This window comes from Methylobacterium sp. WL69 (assembly GCF_008039485.1).
Lineage (GTDB): Bacteria > Pseudomonadota > Alphaproteobacteria > Rhizobiales > Beijerinckiaceae > Methylobacterium.
This window is the reverse complement of sequence record NZ_VRUZ01000164.1, coordinates 1-4,042: the sequence shown is the minus strand read 5'-3', so window position 1 is coordinate 4,042 and position 4,042 is coordinate 1. Positions and strand designations below refer to the sequence as shown.

The following is a 4,042-nucleotide window of genomic DNA, read 5'->3' as shown; positions in this document are numbered from 1 at the left end:
GCGACGGGCGGGGCGGCGACCCGGCGGGTGCGCACCACCTGGCGCAGGGCGGTGCGAGCCCGGACCTGGGCGACGCTGGGCCTGGGCGCCGGAGGGCGGGGCCGGGCGACCGGTGCATCGACGGTCACGGCCGGGAGAGCCGAGGCCGGAGCCCCTTGAGCCTGGGCGCCCCCGATCGAGCCGGCGGCAATGACACAGGCCAGCGTGACAGTCTTGGCCTGATCCTGACCGACCCCCGACTCCCGGAGCGCTAGATTACGGAGGGATCGAGGGGCTTTGACCTGCGCATGCATCGTCTAGTTCCTGATGCGGAGCTCAAGTCGATGAACTCTGAACGCACCTGGACCCCCAAGCATCCGCGCACCTGCCCGGTCAACGACTATATCTTAGAACCATAATAAGATAATGAAAGTCGAATTCAGCTTGGTGCAACTTGGGCGGGCGCTCCAGATCGGAGCACGAATTTGCTCGAATAAGAACAATCCTAAAGATAGCGGAAAACAATGCGCCTGTTGGACCTTAGCGGTTGTGTGGACGTGCCGACGCGGCAGAGCCCGGTCGCTCGGGGAGCCCGCGGGAGGATCGTTGCGCAAATACATCAATCCCCAATGAACCCGGTATGCAGGGGATTAGATCGGCGTTTCCGACGTGCGCGCTCCCTCGACTGACCCAGGCTCAATCGCCGCTCGGCGGCTTCAGCAGGGAGAACAATTCGTCCACCGTGCTGAGGGCGGTGGCACGGACGTCGGCGGCATCGCCTCCCCCCGCAATCCGGACGCCCGCCACCACGGCACGCACCTCGTCGCGGAATCCCGTCAGGAAGCCGACCGGATCACGCTTGTCGCTCGCGACCTGGGCGATCAGGCCGGTGATCAGAATTTGAAGGGCGATCACGCGCCCGTTCAACTCATCCATTGCGATCTTCTTCCCGTTCATCAGGTCTCGATCAGGGTGCCATTACCTGATCCGACAAAGAGCAGCCAACTGCCGAATTGACAGGTTTCGGAGAGAACCGAGATCGCTCCGCCCGCTGATGTGAAAGCGGAATTCTCATGCGTGGACGGTTCGAGACCGATCGGACGGCAATGTCCGCGCATCCGGATTTGTCCTCGCAAGCCGACCGGCGGTCGACGGGACGAACCGGCCTCCAGCTGCGCAGCTCCCCACGGGTTGGACTGAGTCAGACGGTCAGGGGCTGTCGCCCCTATCCTGTCGAGCGACGGCAGGCGCCGGGTACCCGGAGAGGTCCGGCTCCTTGGATCGGCCGGTGGAGAACCGGGAGGCCAGACGGCGGATGCCGGGCCGGCTCGCGATCCGAAGCACGCCGTGGAGGACACCGATACCCAGCCGGCTCCGCGGGTTCATGATCTTCGGCGCAATCTTCGGTACACCCTGCCCATCCTCGACCATCGGACGCATGGCACGCTCGTAGGCAGCGAAGGCCGGGGCGACGTCGTCGTGTCGCGCCAGTTCGGCCGCCAGGACGTAGGCGCCCGTGATGGCCAGCGTCGTGCCGATGCCCGCCAGCGGCGTGGCGCACCAGGCTGCGTCACCGGTCACCGCGACACGCCCGCCGGACCATCGCGTCATCCTCACTTGGCGAAGGGCGTCGAAATAGAAGTCCGTGGTGGTTTCCATGCCGGCGAGGACCCGGTCCGCCTGCCAACCGGCATCGGCGAAGCGCTCCCGCAGGAATCGCTTCTGCCGGACCGCATCCCAGTCCTGCTCGCCGCCGGGGGGCTGCCGGAGGGACAGCATCGCGCGGGTCGTGCCGTGCCTGTCGGGACGCAGGGAGATGCTGCGTCCGCCCGGTGCATTGAACCACCGCCACATCCGGTCGTCGTCGGAGGTCCGGGGGATGGTGAAGTACGCGATGGTCAGATCCATCCAACGCGGATCGTTCGCGCCGGGGAACACCAGCTCGCGGGTCGTCGAGCCCACGCCCTCGGCGATGAGGACGGCATCGTAGCGTTCGACCGTGCCGCCCGCGAAGGTCACCGTCGCGGCGTCGGCCGCCTCGTCGATCCGGATGACATGATCGCCGAAACGGTAGATCGCGTGCTCCCGGGCCGGATCGTAGAGGAGCCGCGCCAGGTCGCCTCTGAGGATCTCCATCTCCGCGGTCGGACCGTCGCCGAGGCTGGCATCCATGGCGAACCGCGCGACCGCCCGGCCGCGCCCGTCGACCCAGGCAGTGCCCTCTTCGCCGGTGCCCTGGTCGAGCGCCGCGCGTTCCAGACCCATGCGGCGCAGCACCTCGCGCCCGACCCCGCGGACGTCGATGTTCTGTCCTCCGTCTCGGAAACCGGATGCGCGCTCGACGACGGTGACGTCGAAGCCGTGGCGTCCAAGCCACCAGGCCAGGGTGTTGCCGGCCACGCTGGCGCCGGTGATCAGGATACGACGGCTCATTGAGAGGGGCTCCCGGCTATGCGACACGCTGGGTCCGGGTGTCCTCGGTCCGGGTGTCCTGGGTCCGGGTCTCATTGTCCCACCGATGCCCGATTCACCGCCCGTGAACGGATGTGGGCTAGATCCGCGATCAAATGCTGCTTTCGAGGAGCGGGACTCCGTGGGTCCCCTCTTCCGCGAGCGCGCGGCTGTAGCCCGAAGCGAAGACCACCGGCATGGCGGTGGCAGATCTCCCGCGCCCTGTCGATGCCGTCCATCCCCCCATCCGACGATGCCGGCGACGGCCCCGCGTTGGAACGGCACCGTGCAGGCGTCGTGCCCTTGGTCGAGGACCCGCCCGCCGGACGGACGCTCCGCTTCGGACCCCGAGGACATCCCATGATCGTCGGACCGGAATCGCGCGCCCCGGCCGCCCTGCGCGCGGGCACCGCCCTCCCGTCGGCCGTGCCAGCCTGGGCTCGGCGAACGCCACCGACCGCGCTCCGTCCGCCGCCTGGGGCCGTAGGGTGATCCTCAGGAGAGCCGGGGAAGGCCCATCTGCTTTCGGAAGCTCTTGTCGAAGGCCTTGGCCGGCACGAAACGCCGCAGCAGGCTGACCTGCCGCGCCACCGGTCCGGCGGCGTAGCGGCGCCTGGGGGTCGCCGCGGTCGCGGCCGTCACGACGGCCTTCGCCACGACCTCGGGGGTGTCCGCGGTCGTCATGACCTCGCGCAGGAACCGGTCCCGCCCGGCGCGCTCGGTCTCGTAGATGTCCAGCGGCGTGTCGGACCGGACCAGGTTCCGGTCGAAGGCCGTGCGGGTGAAGGCGGGTTCGACGAGCACCACCCGGATGCCCTGGCCGCGGATCTCGTGATCCAGCGACTCGGAGTAGCCTTCGACCGCATGCTTGCTCGCGCCGTACAGCGCCATGTAGGGCGCCGGGATCAGCCCCTGAACCGAACTGATGTTGATGATGCGACCGCCCTTCTGCGACCGCATGATCGGCAGGACGGCGCGGGTCGTGCGGACGACGCCGAACAGGTTGACGTCGAACATCGCCTGGGCCTGTTCGACCGACGACTCCTCGGCGGCGCCGCTGATACCGAAGCCGGCGTTGTTGACCAGCAGGTCGATGCGCCCCGCCTCGCCGAACACCGTCTCGATCATCCCGGCGACCGAGGCGTCGTCGGTCACGTCGCAGGTCAGCATCCTGAGGTCGGGGCCGGCATCCGGCACGGGTTTCCGGCTCGTTCCGTAGACGCGGTAGCCGGCGACCCGCAGGGCCTGCGCCGTCGCCTTTCCGATGCCGGACGCCGCCCCGGTGACGATGGCGGTCTTGATGGACATGTGGCTCACGATGCTCTCCTTCGACGCGGCATCCCACCGGCCGGCCCGTGGTTTTAAATTACGATCATCATTTTAAAATGCAAGGCTCGATGGGTGGGACGCGGCACGCAACGCGGTCCCCGGGGGCGAGGCGGTTCCCGGGGAATGAGCGCGGTGTGACCCGTCCCGAAGGAAGAGCCCGCGTCGTCGCACACGGGCAAGGGGGCACACGGGCAAGGGGACACACGGGCAAGGGGACACACGGGCAAGGACGCGGATCGGCGAGAATGCCCGGCGGCGCAGGGTCAGGGGAGCGGGTTTGCGG

Annotated in this window: 3 protein-coding genes; all 3 read right to left on the bottom strand. The window is 68.3% G+C overall.

What is annotated here, in order from left to right:
- Nucleotides 1-675: 675 nt before the first annotated feature.
- The 3 genes from FV218_RS21985 to FV218_RS21975 all read right to left on the bottom strand — a co-directional run bounded on the left by FV218_RS21985 (nucleotide 676) and on the right by FV218_RS21975 (nucleotide 3,747).
- Entirely contained in the window at nucleotides 676-915 is a 240-nt protein-coding gene (locus tag FV218_RS21985) for a hypothetical protein (RefSeq protein ID WP_056096774.1), read from the bottom strand.
- A 273-nt stretch (nucleotides 916-1,188) separates the two neighbouring features.
- Entirely contained in the window at nucleotides 1,189-2,412 is a 1,224-nt protein-coding gene (locus FV218_RS21980; RefSeq protein WP_056096514.1) for an FAD-dependent monooxygenase, read from the bottom strand.
- A gap of 513 nt (nucleotides 2,413-2,925) precedes the next feature.
- Nucleotides 2,926-3,747 carry an oxidoreductase gene (locus FV218_RS21975; RefSeq protein WP_147711550.1) on the bottom strand — a complete coding sequence of 274 codons (822 nt, stop codon included), beginning with the start codon at nucleotides 3,745-3,747 and terminating at the stop codon, nucleotides 2,926-2,928.
- Between the last annotated feature and the right edge of the window lie 295 nt (nucleotides 3,748-4,042).

Excerpts from the sequence above, each read along its gene's own strand:
- FV218_RS21980 (WP_056096514.1), bottom strand. The coding sequence starts at position 2,412 with ATGAGCCGTCGTATCCTGATCACCGGCGCCAGCGTGGCCGGCAACACC.
- FV218_RS21985 (WP_056096774.1), bottom strand. The coding sequence starts at position 915 with ATGGATGAGTTGAACGGGCGCGTGATCGCCCTTCAAATTCTGATCACC.